Origin of the sequence: Methylobacterium oryzae (assembly GCF_036441375.1) — a bacterium.
GTDB classification, from domain to species: Bacteria; Pseudomonadota; Alphaproteobacteria; order Rhizobiales; family Beijerinckiaceae; genus Methylobacterium; species Methylobacterium oryzae_A.
In genome coordinates this window covers 109,482-129,894 of sequence record NZ_MLCA01000002.1, presented here as the reverse complement: position 1 = coordinate 129,894, position 20,413 = coordinate 109,482, and the positions used below count along the sequence as shown (strand labels likewise).

Genomic DNA, 20,413 nt, shown 5'->3' with positions numbered 1-20,413 from the left:
GGTTGCGACCCAACCCAGCCGGCAGAACCGCTGTCGGCGTTCCCCTGAAGCGGACGTTTGTCAGCCATTCGGCAACTTCGGCTCGGGGTGGCGAACGGCCTTCAGCACCGCGGGCGAAATCGGACGTTCAAGCCAGCAACGGTTGATCTGATTTGGGTGCGCCTTTAACGAACCGGCCCTTACAGCCGTTTGCGACGCATATCTGCCGACCAAATCGCCTTTGGCGCTTCGCCAAAGTAGATGGGGTGGATGGCTCCCGCGCCGACCGATGGCATCTGAGCGCCAGATCGATTAAAGAACCTCGTCTGCCCGCGCTAAAACATTCGCGTCCAATGTCAAACCGAGGCGCTCCATCGCGGATGAGTTTATCACAAAATTGAAATTCTTTGGTTGATAAAACGGGATCTCTCCAGGATTTGTGCCCTGAAATATACTGGCAACTTGGTGCGCCGCATAGGTGTTCAGATCTATCAAGTTGAAATCGTACGACATTGCACAACCATCCACGGCAAATTCTCGATAGGGTGCCATCGCCAGAAGACGTTTCTCGGTGATGAGTTCACAAATGAGCTTGCGTGCTGTTAAATTTTCTGGAGCTGCATTTATCAAGCAAGCGTCCGATGATTCTGCCTCGGAAAATGCTCGCTGATATTCCGCCGCTTGATGCGGGCTCTCGACCGGAGGTCCAACCAGGGTCAGTCCAACGTTTCGGGCTGCATCGTTGATAGCAACGCCTACTCGACTTTCCGACGCTGATCGTGGAGCGACGTGGAATATGCTCTTAATGGACGGCTTCGCAGCTCTCAATAATTCAAGTCGTTTCTGCCATGTTTCGATTCCACCGTCGACAATGACCCCGGTAATATTGCCTCCGGGGTGAGCTATGGAGTTCACGATCCCATATGAAATCGGATCGCTAACGAAACCGACAACAGGAACGGTTTGCGTCTCCTGCTTGAGCATCAACACCGTTCGTCCGCTAGAAGCTAAAATTGCGTCTGGATTTCGCAGCGCGGCTTCATGAACGATTTTCTGCAGAGCTTCGCGCGACCCAAGTGCGGAGTACCGTGCTATCTCAAGATTCTTTCCTTCAATAAAGCCAAGTTTCTCAAGCTCTAAAAACATTGCTCTATAAAATGGCGAGCCTTGCCTCGTCATTTGTTCGACAGGTCTCGATGGGTGTATCAAGGCGAGTCGAAATAACTTATTTTCGAGGGCAGATACACTCAAGCAACTAAATCCAGCAGCGTAGGCTACACCAGCAGCAAGGAACTGACGGCGTTTCATCTGCGTTCCCCCACGGATCGTGCCGTCTACAATGGCATCATAGGGTATGTAAGGTATACAGCCCGGTCAAAGGACGCCACGAGAACAAGGGGCCATCGCCCCGTCCTCGACCTGCGTCTAGACCAGCGACTCCGCGATGCTATAAGGTCGCAGCGGCAGCGGTGAAAGTCCGCTTGCTGGCGGCTAAGCGAAAGCAGACCGTCGCGAAGCCACCCATTGCGGATGGTTGCGTCGGTTCGTTTTGGGTATGCCTCAGCCGTCCTTGCTTAGCTTCGGCCGCCGGTAGACTGGAACACGCAGAAGCTCAAGAGATTGTGCCAGAGCCTCAACGGACTGAGATCGAGCTATGAGGTCGTAGCTTCTCCAAGCCCACGTCTGGTCCGCGAGCCACCGGCGCTGCTCGGAGGGCGTGAAGTCGTTCCGGTAGTCCATAAGCACATTCTGTTCGCGCCATAGCCGGCCGACATTCACCTATGTTCCTGGCGCCGGACTGGTTCGGTATGGGTCCGGGCGAACCATAGCCATCGGTCTGTTTTGGATGCCAACCGAGACCATTCAAAACGAACTTTCTCAACCAAACCGACCATAGCAGACCGGCATGCCGGGATGCTACGAGGCGGACATCGGGATGGTCTGCTTAGGGCCGATCTTGTTAAAAAACTCGGAGGCACTGCTTCAGGCTTCATCGAAGGAGGCGCTACTGAGAATTTTCGCCCCCCTTGTCCAATGCAAGCCTACCTTCGCGTCGAATTCTGAGCGATGTGCTAGCAGGACCTTCTCCAGCCAACGTGACTCGCAGTGCTGTTTCAGCCTGGTACCGAGTTTTTCAACACAATCGGCCGGAAGCGGGCTGGTCGCTATGGGTGGGAAGCAGACTCCTGCTGTACGGTTGGAACCGGACTTTCAGTGGTCAGCGGCATTCGTCATTCGGTGGCGCGCAAGCTGAGCAAATTGGCTACCTAGTCTGGAGGATGTTCCAGGCCGCCTGTGATGCAGGGAGCGAATGCGGAGTTAATGGAGCCAGAGCTGAGGGGGCACGATGATCGAATTTGCAGGAAAGCTACGCACGCTCTGTCTGCTCGCAATTTCCGTCCACGGTATCGCGGTCAACGCCCACGCAGCCGAGGTCACCGTGCTCTGCTCACAGGGGCTGAAGACCGCCCTGGTTGAACTCGTGCCGCAGTTCGAGCAGGCGAGCGGTGACCGCCTCAACGTCACCTATGACACTTCCGCTATCCTCAAGGCGCAGATCGAGGCTGGCAAAGCGTTCGACGTTGTGGTCCTGACGCCGCCCCTTATTGCGGCCCTTATTCAGCAGGGCAAGGTTTTGGACGGCACCGCGACTACTCTCGCTCGCACGGGCGTCGGCCTCGCCGTCAAAAAAGGTGCCGCGCGGCCTGACATCGCCTCTGCGGAAGCACTAAAGCGGGCACTCATCAGCGCAGGATCAGTAGCCTATAGCACGTCTGGCGCGAGCGGCGCGGTTTTCGCCGCCGCTCTTCAGAAGCTCGGGATTGCCGACGAGGTGAAGGCCAGGGGCAAAGCGATCCCGAACGGTTTGACCGGAGATGTCGTCGCTCGCGGCGAGGCGGACCTTGCTGTACAACTGATGCCTGAGTTGATGTCAGTTTCAGGGGTAGACGTGGTCGGTCCGTTCCCTGCGGAGGTTCAGTCTTTCGTGGTGCTGACTGGAGGTACCTCGGCCACCGCGGACAAGGCTCGGGCTGGGGCGTTCCTTGAATTTCTCAAGGCTCCTGCCGCGGCAGCGATCATCCGCGCCAAGGGTCTGGAACCCGGCTAATTGATCAGTTTGGTTGCCGCCCCCTAAGAAGCAGACCTCGCGCAAGCCTGGATTGGGTAGAAGGTGGAACGGAATGGCCGCTCGGGGTGAGAAGCGGAAGTCAGCCACTCGCCTCGAAGTGGAAGTTCCGCATTCGACCCAACCCGGCCGCCTGCACTCCGCTCGGCTCTTCTCCAGAGTGCGTCATGCCGAAGCTCGAGTGTTCGCAGAACCGGCCGTTCGGCTTTGCGCCCATTGCGGTCGCACAACTAGCCCTCGCCGTAGCCCGAAAGCGGACGAAGTACCAGTACAGGCCTCACACCGATTGAAAAGGGCACCGCATGGTACGTCTCAACGAGATCCGAGCAGGCGAAGTCGCTGTCGTAGAGCCCACAAAACGTGACGCTGGGCTAATCTACATCGGCCGCATCAATACGCCATGGAGCGATCGCCTCGTCTGCCCGCGACAAGGACGTCCAGACGGCCCACTATGCCGCATCGAGGTCTTCGAACCTTGGGTTGCTGCCTTGGATGGGCTCGACGCCTACGACAGGATCGAAGTGCTTTACTGGCTCGATGCCTCCCGGCGGGATCTCGTCCGCCAGAGCCCAGCCAACAATGGGATCACGCTGGGCACCTTTGCTCTACGCTCGCCTGTGCGACCGAACCCAATCGGCACATCGATCGCCACGCTGATCGCCATTGAGGGGCACAAGCTGATGGTTCGAGGCCTCGACTGCCTGGATGGGACGCCGCTCCTCGACCTCAAGCCAGACCGGTCCCTCTTCACGCCCATCGCCCCACCGCAGCCTGGCGACTACGAGACCGACATCTGACACCTCGATTGGATGCATAAAGTGTCCGCGCCAGGGGTGCCGCCGATTGGCGATGGGCTATATCCAGTCAGATATAGCCCTGAGGCGCGTGTCTGGAGATTTCCTTGGTCACCTCCTACCTCCGCGCGCCGGCAAGTGCGCTTCGCCTAGCGGCACTCATGGGATCTTTCACGCTGACCTTTGCGACCGATGCATGGGCAGCGCCGGTGCGGGTCTACGCTGCCGGCAGCCTCGTAGCCGCACTTAAAGACGTGATTGCCGCCTCCGGCCTACCCGCGGAAGCGGTGGCCGCGCCAACCTTTGGGCCAGCCGGGCTGCTGCGGCAACGGATCGAGAACGGAGAGCAGGCGGACCTCTACCTCTCCGCCGACTTGGCCGGCCCCCGCCGCCTCGCCGAGGCAGGCAAGGCCAAGGCCGTCGTGCCATTCGCCCGCAACACGCTGTGCGTGCTCGCCCGCGCTGATCTCGGCCTGACCCCGGACAATCTGCTCGACCGCCTACTCAAGCCCGACTTGCGGCTAGCGACCTCGACGCCCGGCGCTGATCCCGGTGGCGACTATGCCCAAGCCATCTTCGAGCGTGCCGAGGCCGTGCATCCCGGCGCCAAGGCCGTGCTGGAGAAGAAGGCGCTCAAGCTGCTCGGCTCACCAAACGCGATGGTGCCGATGGCAGGCCGCAGTCCCAGCGCTACCGTCTTTCTGGGCAACAACGCTGACGCGCTCCTGTACTACTGCAGCGGCCAAGGTGGCACGATGAAGGAGGCGCCCGGTCTCAACCTGGTGCGACTGCCTTCCAATCTGTCGGTGCCGGCGACCTATGCCATGGCGCTCATCACCGAAAACCCGGACGCCATGCGCCTCGCCCTGTTCCTCGTCTCCGAGAAGGGGCAGGCAATCCTTACCCGCCACGAGCTCGCGCCGATCAGCGGGTTATAAGGCAATTGCGACAGTCCCGTTCTCGCGGTCACTCAACAGAAAGCAGGTCGAGCTTGATCTGTGGGTTCGGCGCGCGGCCAATCTCAATCGTTATCGGGCCAGGGCCGAGGGCGAAGCGCAGGCTCTTGCGGACCTCTGGGCAACCCGCCTTTCCGCTGATGCGCTCAGGCTTGAGCGTCGTGCGTCCATCCTGACTGACGTCGATCCAGGCATCGTCTGAAAGCGTCAGCTGATAGGTGCCGGCGGAGGGCACCGCGGCCGTGACGAAGCCCGCAAACGTCCCTGGTTTTGCCGTCCTCTCGGATTGAACCGGCAGTGCCACGTCCGCCGCCGGCTTCAGAGCCACCTGCGCCGCCCCCGTGCCAGCCGGTAAGGTCGACCCAGAGGCGAGCACGGGCAGGTCTGGCGCCGCGAATGCGGCGCGATCCCGCGCCACCGACCACGCAAAGCTCGCGCAGGCCGGCGCATCCTCGGCCACCGCCGGGCCGATGCAGCAGACCACCAGCCCGACCGTCAGGATGGCGCGGGATCTCGACGTCATCAGTCGACCGCGACCATGACGTCGGACGCCTTAATCACGGCGTAGGCCGGGCCGCCGACCACGAGCTTGAGGCTGTCGACAGCCTCGTTGGTGACGGCGGCGGTGACGATCTGCCCGGGCATGATCTCGATCTTCACGTGCGCCGTGGTGGCGCCCTTCTCGATCGCAGCCACGGTGCCCTTGATGATGTTGCGCGCGCTGATCTTCACGATATCCGCCTTCCTGGCCCGTTCGGGGCTGGTTAGTTCTTGCCACCGTCGATGACGCTGAAGCCCTGAGCCTCGAAGAACGGCTTGGCTGCAGCGCTCCGGAGGAAGTCCAGGAAACGCTTCGCACCATCGCCCTTCGCGTCCGCGGTGACGGCGAACGGGTACACCACCGGCGGGTGGCTGTCCGCCGGAAACACGCCCACGACCTTCACGTTCGGATCCGACTTCGCATCGCTCTCATAGACCACGCCGAGCGGAGCCTCACCGCGCGATACCAGGGCCAAAGCCGCCCGGACATTGTCCGTCTGGGCGAGCCGAGGCTGGATCCCAGCCCACAGGCCGAGTTTCTCGAAGGCGGTCTTGGCGTACTTGCCGATCGGCACGGAGTTGACCTCGCCGGTGGCAAGTCGGCCGTCAGGGCCGAGCGCCTTGGCAAAACCCTCCGGCGTAAAGGCGATCGTGGCCTCCTTCGCGTCCTTTGGTGCGACCACGACCAAGCGGTTGTTCAGCAGGTTCACCCGCGTGTCCGGTCGGATGAGATTTTTCTTGGCGAGGTAGTCCATCCATTCGAGGTCGGCCGAGGCGAACAGATCGGCAGGCGCCCCGCTCTCGATCTGCCGGGCGAGAGCGGACGACGCGGCGTAGCTCGACCGGATCGCGATTCCGGACTGCGCGGTGAATGCCTTGCCGGCATCGTCCAATGCGTTCTTGAGGCTGGCCGCCGCAAACACAGTCGTAGTCTCCGCCGCCTGAGCTGCGCCGGCGGCGAGGAGCAGTACGGCGATCAGGCCGGTGCGGATCAGACGGTGCATGCGGCTGGGGTTCCTGCTCAGTAGTAGGGATGGCACGCCGACAATTTGGCTCAGGCCACTCTCTGAAGCGAGGCCGTGAAGGCGCGAACCGCGCAGCCCCAACTCTCGGAATCGCTATATACGACGATGCATAGCCGCGGGTAGTGGTGGCAGCGGAATCGATACACGATCCGGAGGAGGATGAGGTGGAAGCGACGAAGCCATCGGTCGGCGGTGTCGCCTTGGGGGTTGAGGTCCAGGCGGCGCTGGATCGGATGGCGGCACTTCTCCGTCCGGTAGGCGCCGCAAGCGTGATTCTCGACGACGCGTTGGGCCGCGTGGCCGCGATCGACATAGTCGCTCGGCTCAACGCGCCACCGTTTCCAGTTGCCGCAATGGACGGCTACGCTCTCCGTTGGAGTGACGCCGGCGCGCCACTGCCCTGTACCGGCGCCATCAAGGCCGGCGACACCGTCGGCGCTCGGCTCTCGCCCGGTACCTGCCTCCGCATTTTCACCGGGGCGCCGATTCCCTCGGGTGCCGATACCGTCGTGATCCAGGAGCTCACCGAGCAGGTCGATGGACGGATTGTCCTCCTGCCGGGCGCCGAGCCATATCGCCATATCCGAACTGCGGGCAGCAACTTCGAGACGGGTCAGTCGATCGTCCGTGCAGGCCGCCGGCTGAACGCGCGTGACATCGGCCTGCTGGCCTCGTCGGGGCATCTTCACGCGCGGGTCTACAGCCGGCCGCGGGTCGCTGTCCTCTCGATGGGCGATGAGCTGTCGGATTCGTTGTCGCCCGGCGGCGGCGCACAGATCATCGATGCCAATCGACCGACGCTGAAAGCCCTCGTTCGTGCCTGGGGCGGCATACCGATCGACCTCGGTATCGTGCGCGACGATCCCGATACTCTGGCTCGGATCCTATCGACCGTCGATGTGGACCTTCTGGTGACGTCCGGCGGGGCGTCCGTCGGCGATTTCGACTTTATGGGCCAGACGCTTGCAGGACTCGGTTTCAAGGCTGCGTTCCACAAGGTGCAGATGCGACCAGCGAAAGCGACGCTGTTCGGAACCTTAGGATCGCTTCCGATCCTCGGCCTGCCTGGCAACGCCTGCGCTGCGACGATCGCCGCCCTGATCTTCCTCAAGCCCGCCATAGCGCTGCTCGGTGGTGCGGGCCGCCAGGACGCGGTTCGTGAGTGGGCGGTTCTCGGCAGCGCTATCGCGGCGGTCGGACCTCGAACGACCTTTCTTCGCGGCCGTCTCGACCGGGAGGCCGGCGGATGTTTGAGCTTCACTGCGTTGCCTTCGCAGGACAACGCGATGCTGTCAGGCTTGGCAGGCGCCGACGCCGTTGTCGTGAGACCGCCGTCGGCGCCCGCAGCCCGTACCGGCGACAGCGTCGAGATCGTTCGGTTCGACACCGTCGCTGGCTTCTGACGGGACGGCTGCCGGCCCCTCGATCAGACGGGGCCGGCGTGATTGTCAGAGCGTTCCCAGTCGTGTGGTGATCGCCTTGGTCTCAAGATAGTTCGACAGCACCGCCTGGCCCATCTCACGGCCCCAGCCGGACTGTTTGTAACCGCCGAACGGCAGGGCGGCATCGAAGACGTGGTAGCAGTTGATCCACACCGTACCAGCCCGAAGTCGATGCGCGATCTGCTGAGCCCGGCCTGTGTCCTTGCCCCAGACGCCGGCCGCGAGCCCGTAGACCGTGTTGTTGGCCTCTGCGATCAGCGCGTCGTCCACCTCGTCGAAGGGCGTCGCCACCAGAACAGGCCCGAAGATCTCCTCGCGCACCACCTTCATTCCGGGATTGGTGTCGGTGAGGATCGTCGGCGGCACGAAGTAGCCCTTGCCCGAGGGCACGGCGTTGCCACACCCGATCGTCTTGGCGCCCTCGTTTCGCCCGGCCTCGAGGTACCCAGTCACACGCTCATACTGTACCGCGGAGACGAGTGGCCCCATCTCGGTACCTGCGTCGAGCCCGTGGCCGAGCTTGATCTTGCCGGCTTCCGCCGCGATGCCTTCCACCACCTTGTCGAAGATCGAGCGGTGCACAAACAGGCGCGAGCCGGCGTTGCAGCATTGCCCGTGGTTGAAGAAGATCGCCGCGTTTGCCCCCGGAATCGCTAGCGACAGGTCGGCGTCGGGCAGGATGATGTTGGGCGACTTGCCGCCGAGCTCCAGCGATACGCGCTTCAGGTCGCCAGAAGCCGCCTTGACGATCAGCTTGCCGACCTCAGTGGAGCCGGTGAACGCGACCTTGTTGACGTCCGGGTGGCCGGCGAGCGCCGCGCCCGCGGTCTCGCCGAAGCCGGCGATGATGTTGACCACGCCGTCCGGAAGGCCGGCTTCCAGCATCAGTTCGCCCAGGCGTAGCGCCGAGAGCGGTGTCTCTTCGGCGACCTTGAGCACCACCGTACAGCCTGTAGTCAGCGCCGGCGCGAGCTTCCATGCCGCCATCAACAGCGGGAAGTTCCACGGGATAATCTGGCCGACCACTCCGATCGGCTCGGGGCGGGTCACCGAGAAGAAGTCCGAGCCCGGCGCCGCGAGCGCCGAGAGCGGGATCGACTTGCCCTCGATCTTGGTGGCCCAACCGGACATGTAGTGGAACATGTCGGCTGAAAGGGTGACGTCGGTGGCCTTGGCGACCGCCATCGGCTTACCGTTGTCGATGGCCTCCAGAGCGGCGAGTTCGTCGGCATGCTCCAGGATCAGGTCTCCGATCCGATGCAGCAGGCGGCCGCGTGCGGAGGGTGTCATCTTCGACCACGGGCCGCTCTCGAACGCGCGGCGCGCCGCCTTTACGGCAGCATCGACGTCGGCCTTGTCGCCCTCGGCGACCTTGGCGATGACCTCGCCAGTGGCTGGATCCGTGACGTCGAAGGTCTTGCCCGATTGAGCGGGCACCCACTTGCCGTCGATGAGGAGAGTGCGGTCCTTCGACAGCCAGTCGCGGATCGCGGGCGGGATGGTGGGCGAGATGGCCGGAATGTCGGCACGGACGTTCATGGCTCGGTTTCTCCCTGTTCCCATCGTCAACCGGAGCGTGAACCAAGCCGCGGGGGCGAGGTCGCCGCATCCGGGCGATGTTCGCGTTAGGATATAGCGGTCGTTGAAGGGGGCAACCGCGGTCGCGCATGATAGTGGTGCGCGGGGATGGTAGACACGCGGTGGGATCGAGGAAGGACGCGATGGCCCGGCTCAGCATTCGGATCGACTTGGCACCCGACAACCGCATCGGTCCGGGCAAGGTGCAACTCCTGGAGATGGTCGCGGAGCACGGCTCCATTAGCGCTGCCGGGCGCGCGCTCGACATGTCGTACCGCCGCGCTTGGCTGCTCATCGAGGACATGAACAAGGGGTTCGGCCAGCCTGTGATCGAGGCGCAGATCGGCGGCAAGGCCGGTGGCGGCGCGCGGCTGTCGGCCTTCGGGGCCGATCTCGTCGCCCATTACCGCGCGATCGAGCGGGCAGCCGAGCGGGCAGCGGCACCGTTTCTGGCGCGCATCGCCCCGTCCGCGCACAGCAAGACCTGAACGCCCCTCCCCCAGTCAGCCGGTGCACCTACCCCTCGCGAACCCTGGCCTTCGGTCGGCCTCCTGCTTGATCGATATATCACATCGAATATAACGATCGGCGCGGTCCGGATCACCCAGCCGCCTGCCGACGCTCTGCCGCTCGACACGAGCCGGTGCCGGCGGTGATCGGCGGTCGAGGGGGAAGTACATGCCGCTCGTGACGCGGGTAGTGGGCGATACGAGCACGGACGGAAACCGCATCCGTCTCCAAATCGTCGTCGACGATCACGAGGTGAACGAGATCGTCCTATGCAGGGACGACGTGCAATCCGTTGTCGGGTTGCTGATCGCGCTGGGTGGACAGGCACTCAGTCGCAGTGGATCGGAACAGGAGCCGTCCACCGCGTCGGCCCGGCCCTTCCCCGTCGATCTCATCACCCTCGGCGACGACGAGCGCGGCGAGCCCGTCCTGGTCTTCAGCGTCGGGGCGACGGCACTGGCCTTCAATCTCGCTCGCGATCAGCTCGCGGAACTGGGTCGCACGCTCTTGACCGCCAGCGCCCAGACGGCCGGGCACGTGAACTGACCCGGCCCGACCGCGGAGGCGGCGTTCGATGCTCGCGCGGCACCTTCATTTCTTCGTGGCCCTCGCCCGCGAGAAGCATTTCGCCCGCGCCGCCCAGGCCTGCAACATCACCCAATCGACCCTTTCGGCCGCCATTCGAAAGCTGGAGGAAGATCTTCAGGTTCCGCTGGTCGTACGGAGCCAGCGCTATCTCGGCCTCACGGTCGAGGGGGAACATCTGCTTGCCTGGGCCCCGCAGATCCTGATCGACTACGACAGCCTCCGTGAGGACCTCTCCGGCTTGCGGGCGGGATTGCGCGGCGTGCTGCGCCTCGGCGTCGTGCCAGCGGCGATGGGTGCTGTCGGCCTCCTCACGGTCCGATTCCGGCAATTCCATCCGGAGGCCGGTATCGAGATCCGGTCGCTTTCCTCCCGCGAGATCCAGCGCGCGCTCGACAACTTCGAGATCGAGGCCGGGCTCACCTACCTCGAGAACGAACCCTTGGAACGTGTGCGGCGCGTACCCCTCTACCGCGAGCGTTATGTCCTGGCGATGCGCGCCGACCATCCCTTGGCCGAGCGAGACACCGTGACATGGGCCGATGCCGCAGGATGCACGCTCTGCCTCTTGAGCGAGGACATGCAGAACCGCCGCATCCTCGACGGCCTCGCCGCCTCCCTCGACCTCCGGTTGATGCCGGCGGTGACCAGCAACTCGTTCCTCGGGATCTGCGCGCATCTGCGCCAAGGCGGCTTCGCCAGCATCGTCCCGCACACCTTCCGGCACCTGTTCGGCGGTACGGACGATCTCGCCATGCGCGACTTGGTTGAGCCCGCGTACCGCCAGTCGGTCGGGCTCGTCCTGTCCGAGCGCGACCCTCTGCCGTCAATGGCCGCTGCGCTGTTCCGGATCGTCCTCGACGCGGACTACGACATGACCTTTGTCGACCTCTGCGAACCGGCATGAAGGATGTCTCCATGACCGAACTCGAACAGATCGAGCGCGACATCACGGCTGTGCGGGACAGCATCCTGATCGCGATGCGCGCGCCAGATGATGGCAGCCTGTATGCGGCCTTCAAGATCCGAAGACAGGCGAGCCTCGACCTCTACCGGCGCTACCTGGCAGAGCTGCTGGTGAGACGGGAAGACCTGCGCGCCATGACCAGGCATTGATCTCGAACACAGTTCGGCTCGGGACCGCGCGCGATCGGCGAACATCCGGTGCCGCGCAGGCTTGGGATGCGTGATCGACGATTTCGATCACGCAATTCGGAAAATCAATTTGCTTCAATTTAAGTCGACCAGGAATATGACCCCGCACCGCTGCAGTTGAGACGAGATCAGTTCTCACGGAGCGCGCGCGGGGAAACGTCCGGTTTCATCGAAGATTCGAAAAAGGCGCCTCACATCGCGCTGCCGGTCGTCGTCTCCTTTGTCTTCGAGCAAAGGGAAATCTCATGGCCAAGATCGTTCTTGTCCTCTACGATGATCCCGTCGATGGAATGCCTCAGTCCTACGCGCGCGACGACCTGCCGAAGATCGAGCGCTACTCCGACGGCCAGACCCTGCCGACCCCGAAGGCTATCGACTTCCAGCCGGGCCACTTGCTCGGCAGCGTCTCAGGTGAACTCGGTCTGCGTCCCTACCTCGAAGGGCTCGGTCACGAACTGATCGTCACCTCCTCCAAGGAAGGGGAGGATTCTGTCCTCGATCAGCATTTGCACGACGCCGAGATCGTGATCTCCCAGCCGTTCTGGCCGGCCTACATGACGAAGGAGCGCATCGCAAAGGCGAAGAAGCTCAAGCTCATCGTCACCGCCGGCATCGGGTCCGACCACACGGACCTCGATGGCGCGAACGCGCACGACATCACGGTCGCGGAGGTGACCTTCTGCAATTCGATCAGCGTCGCCGAGCACGTGGTGATGATGATCCTCGGACTCGTCCGCAACTACATCCCCTCACACCAGTGGGTCGTGAAGGGCGGCTGGAACATCGCCGACTGCGTCGCCCGCTCTTATGACGTCGAGGGCATGCATGTCGGCACGGTCGCCGCCGGCCGCATTGGCCTCGCGGTGCTCAAGCGCCTCAAGCCGTTCGATATGCACCTGCACTACACAGACCGCCATCGGCTGCCGGAGAGCGTCGAGCGGGAACTGGGCCTGACGTGGCACGCCAGCCGCGAGGAGATGTACGGCGTCTGCGATGTCGTGACCTTGAACTGCCCCCTCCATCCGGAGACGGAGCACATGATCAACGACGAGACTCTGAAGCTGTTCAAGCGCGGCGCCTACCTCGTCAACACCGCTCGTGGGAAGCTCGCGGTCACCGACTCGATCGTGCGTGCCCTCGAGTCCGGTCAACTCGCGGGCTACGCCGGCGATGTCTGGTTCCCGCAACCGGCGCCGAAGGACCATCCCTGGCGGACCATGCCACATCACGGCATGACACCACATATCTCCGGCACCTCGCTATCCGCCCAGGCGCGCTACGCGGCCGGCACGCGCGAGATCCTCGAATGCTACTTCGAGAGCCGCCCCATCCGCGACGAGTATCTGATCGTTCAGGGGGGCAAGCTCGCTGGCGTCGGGGCCCGCTCCTACAGCGTGAGCGACGCCGGCAAGGGGCAGATGGCCAAGGCCTGACGTCGGTATCCAAAGCAAAGTGGCCGGCCCGCCGCGGCGGCCGGCTGCTTCACTCTCACGAGGGGATCGGGAGCCGACGATGAAGCGCGAGGACCTCACCGAGAAGCTTCTCGACATCAAGCGCGAGAAGGGCTGGAGCTGGAAACACATCCACGAGGAGATCGGCGGCCTGTCGCCGTTCCTGATCACCGCGGCCTGCATGGGCCAGATGAAGCTGCCGAAGTCCAGGCCAAGCGGGCGGCCGAGCTCTTCGGCCTCACCCCCTCCGAGGAGCGGATGCTCAACGAGCCGCCCTATCGCGGCTCGATCCCGTCCATGCCGCCCACCGACCCGCTGATCTACCGGTTCTACGAGCTGGTGATGGTCTACGGAACGACCTTCAAGGAGCTGATCCAGGAGGAGTTCGGCGACGGCATCATGTCGGCGATCGACTTCAACATGGACATGGCCCGCGAGGCCGACAACAAGGGTGACCGCGTGAAGCTCACCATGTCGGGCAAGTTCCTGCCGTACAAGTACTACGGCAACGACGACGATACGCCGGAATACGGCCTCAAGGAAACGTAGATCCAAGAAGGCCGGCGGGCCGTGACGGATGGCGCCTCCGAACCTTGTCCGCACCGCCACGGACAGGCTTGACCGAAACGGTCGACCAGCCCCCTAGGCAGACCGTGTCGATTTTGGCAGAGTGCTATATATGAACGGATATAGCGCTCTGGGGAGAGGCCGGTGCCGCCACATGCCCATCTCGACGGTCCCGCACTGCGCGCGCTCGTGTCGGGCGGCCATCCCGCCTTCGTTCCCCCGCCTTGTGCAGATGCGGCCGACAAGCCGCGTGACCGCATCTGGGAATTGGCCGAGAGCCTGCACTGCTCGATCGTCGGCACCTGCCTGACCAATGCCGAGGCTCGCGCGATCCTGGCCAAGCTCGGGCGACCGGATGCGCGAACGATCACTGAGCATCGGCTGCATGGCGAGATCGTTCAGATCGCCGGCCGGAAGGACGGGGGCGGTCGCCTGCTCCAGAAGGCCCTAGACCGGCGGCATGAGCGGGAAATCGAGCGCTTCGCTGAAGCGCACACCGCTGAGGCGGTCAGGGCGCTCTGGCGAGCCTCGGTCGAGCGCGGCGAGATACCCGGCGCCTACTGGGCGGCCATTACACACCCCGCCACCGACTGGACCCTTGTGCAGGACGTGTTCGGCGAGGTGCACATGCTCTCGCACTTGGTCGGCCAGTCGAACCGGGCCGACATTCGACGCCTGCGCCAACTCGAGGCCGATCTCGCGGAGCGTGACGAGCGGATCGCAGCTCTGGAGGGCCGCGTCGTCGATCTGATGGAGCAGCGCGACGGCCTGAGTGTCCGCAACCGCGCCATCGCGGCGGAGCAGGCGCTCTCCCGCATAGCCGTCGCCGAGCCGGCAGACGCGGACCGTGAGAATGTGAAAAATCTGACTGCACATCTCGAACGGGAGCGCGCCCACGCAGAGGCCCTCGAAGAGAAGGTAGCCGTGCTGATGCACGCCGCAGGCAAGCTAAGCGCCGATCTGGAAGCCGAAGCGGCACGCCGTCAGGCGGTCGAGGCGGAACTTGCTGCGGTCGAAGCCTTGCTGGCAGGCGCGAACGAGCCGATCGACGCTCACCCACTACCCTGCCGCGCCGACCGGAATGATGCCCTCGCGGAGCGCACGTTGCTCTACGTCGGCGGCCGTCCACGGCAGGTGGCACGGCTGCGCCGGTTCGTCGAAGCGCGCGGGGGGCGGCTACTCAGCCACGACGGCGGCACCGAAGAGAACATGTCTCTCCTGCCCGGTCTCGTCAGCAGAAGCGATCTGGTGCTGTTCCCAGTCGAGTGCGTCAGCCACGAGGCGACCGGCATGGTGAAGCGAGCTTGCGAGATGAGCGGTAAGGCATTTCGGCCGGTGCGCAGCGCCAGTCTCGCGAGCTTTGTGCACGCGATCGCGCCCGCCGTGACCTGCGCAGGCGCCTCCTGAGATCGCAATCGGATCTCCGGGTTGCCGATAGGCAACGCGGCGATCCCGGCCCAGGCGTGTGGGCCCTGCGCGGCATGCAAAAGGTTCAGCAATGATGCGAACGAAGGTGTGCAACCCGTCTTCGCGAGGCGCGCCGCTGCAGAAGCTCGGCGTGACGCTTCTCGCTGGCCTCCTGATTCAAGCCGCAGGTGGAGGGGCTTTGGCCGCCCCGAAGGATATCGCACTGCCTGGGGACGCAGCCCATCCCGAGAGCATCACCGCCACCGCGGACGGCACACTCTACGTCAGCAACTTCGCCGGCGGCGGCGTCACGCGGATCAAGCCGGGCGCCACCTCAGGCGAGGTCTGGATCGTACCCGGAGCGTTCGAGACACGCTCGACCTTCGGCGTGCTCGCCGACGAGGCGTCGGGCACGCTGTGGGTCTGCTCGAACGATCTCTCGGCGCTCGGCATCAAGGGACCGAGCGATGTGAAGGGTGCGGCGCTGAAGGGCTTCGACTTGAAGACGGGCGCCGGTAAGGTCAGCGCGTCGTTCCCTGTCAGCCCGGCCATCTGCAATGACATCGCGATCGGACCGGACGGAGCAGCCTACGTCACCAACACGCTGGGACCGCAGATCCTGCGGTTGAAGCCCGGCTCGCAGACGCTGGAGATCTGGAAGAGCGACCCGCTGTTCGCGCCCGCAGGCAAGGAGGCCGGGCTCGATGGCATCGCTTTCGGCACTGACGGCAACCTCTATGTGGACACCTTCACCACCGCAGAGCTGTTCCGGATCGATGTGAAGGATGGGCAGGCCGGTGCGGTGACACCGCTGACGCCCTCGCGACCGCTGGTGCTCGCCGATGGGCTGCGGCCGCTCGGCGACGGCTCCTTCCTCTTAGCCGAAGGCGGCGGCCGGCTCGATCGCGTGACCTTCTCGGGTGACACCGCGAAGGTGGAGGTTCTGCGAGATGGCATCGCTGGCGGTGTCACAGGCGCCACCAAGGTCGGCGCGACGGCTTTCATCACGGTCGGGCAACTCGCCGTCATCACAGACCCGGCGCGGAAGGGATCGAAGCCCGACCTGCCGTTCCGGGTTCTGGCCGTGCCGCTGGGCTCCCCATGACGCGTGTTGCCGCGCGTAGGCGGTTCCAGGACGTCCGGCCGCGTGCGCCCTAGTTCCTGCATTCGTGGCTTGTCGCAGCGTTCCGAGAGGACCCATCATGCCCCGTATCCATCCGGTGAATCGCGTCGTGTCGGCTGGAGTCGCGACGATCGCCCTCCTGGCCGCTTGGCCAGCCATCATCCCCGCGCGGGCTGCCGAGACAGCCTGCAAGACCGGTACGGGCGGCCTCAGCCTGCCGACTGGCTTCTGTGCGACGATCTTCGCCGATGGGATCGGCCATGCCCGGCAGATGGCCATCGCGGCCGACGGTACGCTCTACGTCAACACCTGGAGCGGCCGGTACTACAAGAACGACACGCCCCCGCCGGGTGGCTTCTTGGTCGCGCTCAGGGACACGAACGGCGACGGCAAGGCCGACGTCACGGAGCGCTTCGGCGAGAGCCCGGCCGAGGGCGGTCACGGCGGTACCGGACTGGCACTCCACCAAGGCGCGGTTTTCGCCGAGAGCAACGACCGTATCATGCGCTATCCGTTGAAGGCGGGTGAGGTGGCGCCCAAAGCTGCCGGTGAGGTCGTCGTCTCGGGCCTGCCGTTGACCGGCGATCACCCGATGCACCCGTTCGCGATCACGCCGAAGGGCGATCTCCTCGTCGATCTCGGCTCGGCGACGAACGCCTGCGAGGTGAAGAACCGCGTGCCGGGCTCGCCCGGCAACGAGCCCTGCACAGAGAAGGAGACGCGTGGCGGCATCTGGCGCTACGACGCCAACGCGCGGAACCAGACGTTCTCGCCAGCCGAGCGGTATGCAGCCGGCATCCGCAACGGCGAGGGCATCGCCCTCGATGCCCAGGGCCGAGCGTTCGCCACGCAGCACGGCCGCGACCAGCTGCACGAGGACTGGCCGAAGCTCTACACGGCCAAGCAGGGCTTCGAGCTGCCCTCCGAGGAGGTGGTCGAGCTGAAGCAGGGCGCCGATTACGGCTGGCCGGAATGCTACTTCGATCCGGCGCAGAAGAAGTTGGTGCTGGCTCCCGAATATGGCGGCGATGGCGGCCGCAAAGTCGGGCTCTGTGCCGACCGGCAGGGGCCGGTCGCGTGGTTTCCGGCGCACTGGGCGCCCAACGACATGAAGTTCTACGTCGGGTCCGGGACTGAGAAAGCCTTCCCGAAAGCCTATCGCGACGGCGCCTTCATCGCCTTCCACGGGTCCTGGAACCGGGCGCCCGGTCCGCAGGGTGGCTACAGCGTCGTCTTCCAGCCGTTCAAGGACGGCAAAACCGCGGGCGATTTTATCGTCTTCGCCGACGGCTTCGCCGGGGCCGTCAAGGAACCGGGCCGGGCGGAGTACCGGCCGTCCGGTCTGGCCGTCGGCCCGGACGGGGCGCTCTACATCTCCGACGACGTGAAGGGCCGCATCTGGCGCGTCACCTACACGGGTGGCGATCCGAACGCGGCGGTCGCTGCGGCGCCGAGCCCGCAGGCGGCACCAACTGCATCTAAGAAGGCATCGCCGCCGGAGGGCATGCATCCGGATGCTGGCCGTACTGTCGCCGCTCTGCCGGTGCCGAAGGGCGCGACGCGCGACCAAGTCGCGCTTGGCGAGCGGATCTTCCACGGGGAAGTAGCCGGGGCTACCTGCGGCGGCTGTCACGGCTCGGACGGCAAGGGCTCACCAGTCGGGGCCGATCTCACCAGCGGCCATTGGCTTTGGAGCGACGGCAGCCTCGCGGGCATCGAGAGCACGATCGCCAACGGCGTGCCCGAGCCGAAGGAACACCAGAACGCAATGCCGCCGATGGGCGGCGTGGAGCTGTCCCAGGCCGACCTGAAGGCGGTGGCAGCCTACGTGTGGGCGCTCGGCCAGCGCAGGAACTGAGGCCCGGCGAGGTTCGACCATTCGTCAGGCGGCAGCCACCGGGCGGCCACGTCACCAGGGCCAGCCGGTGTCAGGCCGCGACTGTCGTCACGGCCTCGGCCTCCGCCCGGATCCACACGGAGGTGTCGTGGAAGACGGCGCCCCCCGACGGGAGCGCGGCCTCGTCCGAGGTTAGAACGTTGATGCCGTGGCCCGGGCCTCCGAACGCGCCTGCTGGCCAGATGCTCTCCACCACAATCGTGCCTAGCCGCTGGCCCGGCACGTGCCGGGCGTGCAGGACTACCTCGCCGCGCGCGTTGCCAAGGCGTGCGAGCGCCCCGTCCCCAACCCCGAAGCGGAGACCGTCTTCCGGGGAGATCAGCACCTGCGGGCGGCCCTCGCGCTTGCGGGCGTTGGGCGTCTCCGTGAAGGTCGAATTCAAGAACTGCCGGGCCGGGGCGGTGACGAGGCGCAGAGGGCGATCGTCCGTCGCGCCGTCGATCAGCGGCAGCCAGTCGGGCAGCGGGGACAGCCGGCCCTCCGTGTCGCCCAGCGCCCGCCAATCGGCCCGGAAGCGGAACCGGCCGTCCGGATGCGCAAACCCGTCGAGGAAATGGGCTGATCGGAACGGTAGCTGAACGTCGAGCCAGCGCCGCTCCGCCAGGTCGGCGGCCGGCGGATAGCCGGAGGCGCGCAGCGTGGCGTCGGCCAATTCCAGGGCGGTCATCGCGAAGGTCGGGTGATCGAGGCCGAAGCACCGCGCCAGCGCGCAGACGAGGTCGTGATTAGAGATCGCCTCGCCAGGCGGATCGATGACCGCCCGTCCGATCTGGATGTGGCTGTGCCCCATGGCCTGGTAGATATCGTCGTGCTCCAGGAACATCGTCGCCGGCAGCACGACATCGGCGTAGCGCGCCGTCTCGGTCAAGAACTGCTCGTGCACGACGGTGAACAGGTCCTCGCGCATCAGCCCTTGCCGGACCCGGTTACTATCCGGACAGACCGAGGCGGGATTGCCGCTCTGCACGAGCAGGGCGTGGACGCCGGGGCCGCCGTGCAGCGCGTCGGCGTCGCCGGTCAGCACGCTGGCGATGCGGCTCATGTCGAGCTCCCGGATCGCGGGATCCCGGAGGGCCGTGCCCTCGATCAGCGACTTGTCCCAGGCGAAGATGCCCTTGTTGGTGAACAGCGCGCCGCCGCCCTCGTAATGCCACTTGCCGGTGACGGTCGGCAGGCAGGTCACCGCGTGCATCGCCGCGGCGCCCCCGCGGCCGCGGGTGAAACCGTAGCCGCAGCGAATGTAAGCCCGCGGGGTGGTGTTGTAGAGCGCAGCGAACGCCTCGATCTCCGCGACGCTTAGCCCGGTGATCTCGGCCGCCCAGGCGGGCCCGCGCGTCGCCAGATGCGCCTCAAGCGCCTCCGCATCGTCGGCGTAATCCGCCATGTAGGCGCGGTCTGCATGGCCATCGCGGAAGGCGCAGTGCATCACCGCGCAGGCGAGCGCCGCGTCCGTCCCGGGCCGAGGGGCGAGGTGCAGGTCGGCGGCCGCCGCGGTGCCGGTGCGGTACGGGTCGATCACCACGAGCTTCGCCCCGCGCTCCTTCCGGGCGCGGGTGACGTGGGCCATGACGTTGACCTGTGTGGAGACTGGGTTGGTCCCCCACAGCACGTTGAGGTCCGCGACCGCCATCTCCCGGCTGTCCGAGCCCGAGATGCGGCCGCAGCCGGCGGTCCAGCCGGCACCGGCGATCGTGGAGCAGATCGTCCCCTTGCGACCGGACCAGCGCAGGGCGTGGCGCAACCGGAAGATGCCGTCGCGCTGCACGAGGCCCATCGTGCCGCCGGAGCTGTAGGCCCAGGCGGCCTCGCTGCCGTGATGCTCGGTCGCAGCGCCGAAGCCGGCCACGACGCGGTCCAGCGCCTCGTCCCATCCGATACGGCGGAAGGTGCCGCTGCCTTTCTCGCCGGTGCGTAGGAGCGGGTAGAGCACGCGCTCCGGATGGTGGACCCGCTCGGCGTAACGGGCCACTTTGTTGCAGATCACCCCGCCCGTATACGGGTTGTCGGCCCCGCGCACCGCTCCGATTTTCTGCCCGTCCAGGACCTCTACATCCAGGGCGCAGGTGCTGGGACAGTCGTGCGGGCAGACGGAGGAGTGGATTTCGGACATTAGCGCAGCTCTTGCTCAGGCAGCGCTGACGACCGTACCCGTGCCGTACTGTGATGGCGAGTGGGAGCAGCTCCCGTGCCAACCGGTCGCTGCACGGACAGCGACGTAGCGCGTGTCCCCTGTTCCGGTAGACCTTTTCCGAAGCAGACCGAATGCTCTCGGCCAGC

At 65.1% G+C, this 20,413-nt stretch carries 18 protein-coding genes and 1 pseudogene; 13 read left to right on the top strand and 6 right to left on the bottom strand.

Annotation, left to right across the window (positions count from 1 at the left end; all coding sequences use genetic code 11):
- Positions 1-291 precede the first annotated feature (291 nt).
- Positions 292-1,287: an ABC transporter substrate-binding protein gene (locus tag MOTC310_RS09015; protein WP_331301562.1), complete on the bottom strand. Its 996-nt coding sequence runs from the start codon at positions 1,285-1,287 to the stop codon at positions 292-294.
- Between the two features lie 1,039 nt (positions 1,288-2,326).
- Between MOTC310_RS09015 and MOTC310_RS09010 the strand changes: the two genes are divergently transcribed.
- The 3 genes from MOTC310_RS09010 (at position 2,327) to MOTC310_RS09000 (ending at position 4,838) form a co-directional block, all read left to right on the top strand.
- The gene (locus MOTC310_RS09010) at positions 2,327-3,088 is read left to right on the top strand and encodes a molybdate ABC transporter substrate-binding protein (RefSeq protein ID WP_331301561.1); all 762 of its coding nucleotides are present in this window, start codon (positions 2,327-2,329) and stop codon (positions 3,086-3,088) included.
- Between the two features lie 320 nt (positions 3,089-3,408).
- Entirely contained in the window at positions 3,409-3,903 is a 495-nt protein-coding gene (locus tag MOTC310_RS09005) for an SAM-dependent methyltransferase (RefSeq protein WP_091784878.1), read from the top strand.
- A 104-nt stretch (positions 3,904-4,007) separates the two neighbouring features.
- Positions 4,008-4,838, top strand: a complete 831-nt coding sequence (locus tag MOTC310_RS09000; RefSeq protein WP_331301560.1) for a substrate-binding domain-containing protein — start codon at positions 4,008-4,010, stop codon at positions 4,836-4,838.
- A gap of 28 nt (positions 4,839-4,866) precedes the next feature.
- Here MOTC310_RS09000 and MOTC310_RS08995 read toward each other — a convergent pair whose 3' ends face one another.
- The 3 genes from MOTC310_RS08995 to modA are packed head-to-tail and all read right to left on the bottom strand — an operon-like array spanning position 4,867 to position 6,400.
- Complete coding sequence (locus tag MOTC310_RS08995; RefSeq protein ID WP_091784866.1) at positions 4,867-5,379, bottom strand: hypothetical protein; 513 nt, start codon at positions 5,377-5,379, stop codon at positions 4,867-4,869.
- On the bottom strand, positions 5,379-5,588 hold the full coding sequence (locus tag MOTC310_RS08990) for a TOBE domain-containing protein (RefSeq protein WP_091784862.1): 210 nt from the start codon (positions 5,586-5,588) through the stop codon (positions 5,379-5,381). Before MOTC310_RS08990 ends, MOTC310_RS08995 begins: the two co-directional genes overlap by 1 nt.
- 32 nt (positions 5,589-5,620) lie before the next feature.
- The gene (gene modA, locus MOTC310_RS08985) at positions 5,621-6,400 is read right to left on the bottom strand and encodes a molybdate ABC transporter substrate-binding protein (protein WP_091784859.1); all 780 of its coding nucleotides are present in this window, start codon (positions 6,398-6,400) and stop codon (positions 5,621-5,623) included.
- 185 nt (positions 6,401-6,585) lie between these two features.
- On the opposite strand from modA, the gene MOTC310_RS08980 reads away from it, so the two are divergent.
- Positions 6,586-7,824 (top strand): molybdopterin molybdotransferase MoeA, encoded by a 1,239-nt coding sequence (locus MOTC310_RS08980; RefSeq protein WP_244514079.1) that lies wholly within the window; start codon positions 6,586-6,588, stop codon positions 7,822-7,824.
- A gap of 45 nt (positions 7,825-7,869) precedes the next feature.
- On the opposite strand, the gene MOTC310_RS08975 is transcribed toward MOTC310_RS08980, so the two are convergent.
- Positions 7,870-9,402 carry an aldehyde dehydrogenase family protein gene (locus tag MOTC310_RS08975; protein ID WP_331301559.1) on the bottom strand — a complete coding sequence of 511 codons (1,533 nt, stop codon included), beginning with the start codon at positions 9,400-9,402 and terminating at the stop codon, positions 7,870-7,872.
- Between the two features lie 182 nt (positions 9,403-9,584).
- Here MOTC310_RS08975 and MOTC310_RS08970 point away from each other — a divergent pair, with 182 nt between their 5' ends.
- The 9 genes and pseudogenes from MOTC310_RS08970 (at position 9,585) to MOTC310_RS08930 (ending at position 18,097) form a co-directional block, all read left to right on the top strand.
- Positions 9,585-9,929, top strand: a complete 345-nt coding sequence (locus MOTC310_RS08970; protein ID WP_091784853.1) for a winged helix-turn-helix domain-containing protein — start codon at positions 9,585-9,587, stop codon at positions 9,927-9,929.
- A 190-nt stretch (positions 9,930-10,119) separates the two neighbouring features.
- Positions 10,120-10,497, top strand: coding sequence for a hypothetical protein (locus MOTC310_RS08965; RefSeq protein ID WP_331301558.1), 378 nt, complete (start codon positions 10,120-10,122; stop codon positions 10,495-10,497).
- Between the two features lie 28 nt (positions 10,498-10,525).
- Positions 10,526-11,443 (top strand): LysR family transcriptional regulator, encoded by a 918-nt coding sequence (locus MOTC310_RS08960; RefSeq protein ID WP_331301557.1) that lies wholly within the window; start codon positions 10,526-10,528, stop codon positions 11,441-11,443.
- An 11-nt stretch (positions 11,444-11,454) separates the two neighbouring features.
- Positions 11,455-11,652, top strand: a complete 198-nt coding sequence (locus tag MOTC310_RS08955) for a hypothetical protein (protein ID WP_091784844.1) — start codon at positions 11,455-11,457, stop codon at positions 11,650-11,652.
- Positions 11,653-11,936: 284 nt separating this feature from the next.
- On the top strand, positions 11,937-13,124 hold the full coding sequence (locus MOTC310_RS08950; protein ID WP_091784840.1) for an NAD-dependent formate dehydrogenase: 1,188 nt from the start codon (positions 11,937-11,939) through the stop codon (positions 13,122-13,124).
- Positions 13,125-13,203: 79 nt separating this feature from the next.
- Positions 13,204-13,691, top strand: a pseudogene (gene cynS, locus MOTC310_RS08945) (cyanase).
- 162 nt (positions 13,692-13,853) lie between these two features.
- Entirely contained in the window at positions 13,854-15,116 is a 1,263-nt protein-coding gene (locus MOTC310_RS08940; protein ID WP_091784837.1) for a DUF2325 domain-containing protein, read from the top strand.
- 91 nt (positions 15,117-15,207) lie between these two features.
- Positions 15,208-16,221: a Vgb family protein gene (locus MOTC310_RS08935; RefSeq protein ID WP_331301556.1), complete on the top strand. Its 1,014-nt coding sequence runs from the start codon at positions 15,208-15,210 to the stop codon at positions 16,219-16,221.
- Positions 16,222-16,318: 97 nt separating this feature from the next.
- Entirely contained in the window at positions 16,319-18,097 is a 1,779-nt protein-coding gene (locus tag MOTC310_RS08930) for a c-type cytochrome (protein WP_091784834.1), read from the top strand.
- Positions 18,098-18,167: 70 nt separating this feature from the next.
- Here MOTC310_RS08930 and MOTC310_RS08925 read toward each other — a convergent pair whose 3' ends face one another.
- Positions 18,168-20,246 (bottom strand): molybdopterin-containing oxidoreductase family protein, encoded by a 2,079-nt coding sequence (locus MOTC310_RS08925; protein WP_331301555.1) that lies wholly within the window; start codon positions 20,244-20,246, stop codon positions 18,168-18,170.
- Between the last annotated feature and the right edge of the window lie 167 nt (positions 20,247-20,413).

What these genes read in the sequence shown, in the direction of transcription:
- MOTC310_RS08965 (WP_331301558.1), top strand. Translation starts at nt 10,120, where the DNA reads ATGCCGCTCGTGACGCGGGTAGTGGGCGATACGAGCACGGACGGAAAC.
- MOTC310_RS08925 (WP_331301555.1), bottom strand. Translation starts at nt 20,246, where the DNA reads ATGTCCGAAATCCACTCCTCCGTCTGCCCGCACGACTGTCCCAGCACC.
- MOTC310_RS09005 (WP_091784878.1), top strand. Translation starts at nt 3,409, where the DNA reads ATGGTACGTCTCAACGAGATCCGAGCAGGCGAAGTCGCTGTCGTAGAG.
- MOTC310_RS08930 (WP_091784834.1), top strand. Translation starts at nt 16,319, where the DNA reads ATGCCCCGTATCCATCCGGTGAATCGCGTCGTGTCGGCTGGAGTCGCG.
- MOTC310_RS08935 (WP_331301556.1), top strand. Translation starts at nt 15,208, where the DNA reads ATGATGCGAACGAAGGTGTGCAACCCGTCTTCGCGAGGCGCGCCGCTG.
- modA (WP_091784859.1), bottom strand. Translation starts at nt 6,400, where the DNA reads ATGCACCGTCTGATCCGCACCGGCCTGATCGCCGTACTGCTCCTCGCC.
- MOTC310_RS08955 (WP_091784844.1), top strand. Translation starts at nt 11,455, where the DNA reads ATGACCGAACTCGAACAGATCGAGCGCGACATCACGGCTGTGCGGGAC.
- MOTC310_RS08995 (WP_091784866.1), bottom strand. Translation starts at nt 5,379, where the DNA reads ATGACGTCGAGATCCCGCGCCATCCTGACGGTCGGGCTGGTGGTCTGC.
- MOTC310_RS09015 (WP_331301562.1), bottom strand. Translation starts at nt 1,287, where the DNA reads ATGAAACGCCGTCAGTTCCTTGCTGCTGGTGTAGCCTACGCTGCTGGA.
- MOTC310_RS08950 (WP_091784840.1), top strand. Translation starts at nt 11,937, where the DNA reads ATGGCCAAGATCGTTCTTGTCCTCTACGATGATCCCGTCGATGGAATG.
- MOTC310_RS08960 (WP_331301557.1), top strand. Translation starts at nt 10,526, where the DNA reads ATGCTCGCGCGGCACCTTCATTTCTTCGTGGCCCTCGCCCGCGAGAAG.
- MOTC310_RS08975 (WP_331301559.1), bottom strand. Translation starts at nt 9,402, where the DNA reads ATGAACGTCCGTGCCGACATTCCGGCCATCTCGCCCACCATCCCGCCC.
- MOTC310_RS08970 (WP_091784853.1), top strand. Translation starts at nt 9,585, where the DNA reads ATGGCCCGGCTCAGCATTCGGATCGACTTGGCACCCGACAACCGCATC.
- MOTC310_RS09010 (WP_331301561.1), top strand. Translation starts at nt 2,327, where the DNA reads ATGATCGAATTTGCAGGAAAGCTACGCACGCTCTGTCTGCTCGCAATT.